A 2,000-nucleotide genomic window follows, 5' to 3' on the forward strand; every position below is an offset into this window, starting at 1 on the left:
CAATCGAGTCCGGGCAAGCTGATCCCTCTGGTTGACATTTTCAAGCAGTTGGAAAAAGCCGGTGCCAACGCCACCGATATGTCTATCCTGTTCGGCAAGCATCACAGCGATGCCATGAATGTGGTGCTGAACAAGGGTGTGTCCAGCATAGAATCGTTCAGAAAAGAACTGCTCTCTGCCGGTGGAGTCTCTGAAAAGGCTGCCGAGCATATTGAAGGCGGCTTGGGTGGTGCCATGGAGCGGTTGTCAGCCATCACCGGCGTGCTCATCCAGAAGGTTGGTGAGGATCTGGCACCCAATGCCGAGCGCACCAGTTCCGTCATTCACGGGTTGGCCAAGGCGTTTCTTTCCCTGGATGATGAGACCCGCAAAAACCTGGAAGGCATTGCCCTGCTGGTTGCCGGTTTTGCCGCCATGGTGCTGGGTGTCATCCCCCTGACCAGTGCGCTGTGGGGTTTGGCTGTGGCAGGCGAGGGTGCCACTGCCTCCGTAGTGCTTTTGAACCGAGCCGTCAAGACCAGCATCATCGGCTTGGCTGTTTGGGGCATCTATGAGGCTGGCAAGTACATCCATCTCTGGGGAGAGGAGGCCAGTGAGACTGCTGGCAAGATGGACCATCTCACCGACGCGGTGAAGCGGCAGGATGATGCGGTCAAACAGCAAAACGAACGCGCCAAACAGCAGGAAGCGGAAAAAGCCCGCCGTAAAAGCGAATTCGAGCGGCAGAAAAGTGTGCTGAAGGTCACCTCTCCCGAACTGGCTGAGGCCATTGGCGAGCAGGAGCAGTCTACCCAACGTGCCTCGGAGCGCAAGAAAAAGGCTGATGCCGAGGTGGCTGCGCTGCAGAGTCCCGCCAATCCACCGGGGAAACCCCATGTGCCCGATCCGGAGGACCGTTTCCAGGAGTTCAAGACCGAACTGGACCGCCAAAAAGAGGCCTCTGGCAACTATTTCCGCGAAACCCTGCAGATGGAGGAGCAGTTCTGGCAGTCAAAACGGAATCTGAAGGGACTGAGCGAAAAGGATCTGGCGCATATCGATCACGAAATCTACCAGATCCACAAGCAGCAGGCGCATGATGAACTGAATGCCAAACTGGAAACCTTCCGTGAGGAGATGGATCAGGCCCTGGAGGGTAGCCAGAAGCGTGTCGATATTGCCAGGAAGGCGGCGAGGGAGATCGGTGACGCCTACGGCTATGAGTCCAAAGAGTTCATTCGGGCCCGTCGTGTCATCGAGTCCGAGCAGCGGGCACAAAAGGCCAAGAACAACGAAATCACCATCCTGAATAACAATTTTGGCAAACAGAGCGTTGACAACCAGATTTCCAGCCAGCAGGAGGCTCTCCGTTTCAACCAGGAAATGGGAATCATGTCTGTCCGTGAGGTGTTGGTGGCCAAGCAGGCGCTGGAGGAGCAGAGTTTCCAGAACACCATGCGTACCATGGAGGCCGAACTGGCGCTGAAGCGGCAGGGCAGCAGCGAACAGATCAAGATGCAAAACGACATTGCCTTGGCTGTGCAGGGACACAATCTGGCCATTCAGAAGAGCAACAACGAACTGGCCATTCAGGCGCACAACGATTTCATGGCCATGGTGGCACCCATCCAGAACGCCTTGGGAAGTTCCCTGTCCGGTCTGATCACCCATCAGACCACGGTCAAACAGACCATGAACAATCTGCTCAAGGCCCAACTGGACCAGTTTACCGGCTTTCTGGCCAAGCGGTTCAGCATGTGGGCAGAAAACCAGTTGGCAGAAACCGAACTGGGTAAGGCGTTCGGTTTGGTACGCATTGCCAATCAGGCAACCGTCTCCACCGCAGTCAATGCCGCCAAGGTGCAAGAAGGTGTGGTGGCTGCCACCACGGAGGAGACCAAAGCGACTGCCGCTGCCACCGGCCTGGGTGCGCAGGCCACGGCAGATTCGTCCTCGATCATGATGTCGGCCTGGACGGGTATGGCCAACGCCTACGCCTCCATCTCAGCAATCCCAATGGT

1 protein-coding gene is annotated in these 2,000 nt (G+C 56.8%); it reads left to right on the top strand.

The window, feature by feature from the left end; all coding sequences use genetic code 11:
• Positions 1–2,000, top strand: a 2,000-nt coding sequence (locus tag EJP87_RS18080; RefSeq protein WP_193771451.1) for a hypothetical protein, incomplete at both ends; no start/stop codon positions are given.

This window comes from Candidatus Magnetaquicoccus inordinatus (assembly GCF_004217665.1).
Taxonomy (GTDB): Bacteria; Pseudomonadota; Magnetococcia; order Magnetococcales; family Magnetaquicoccaceae; genus Magnetaquicoccus; species Magnetaquicoccus inordinatus.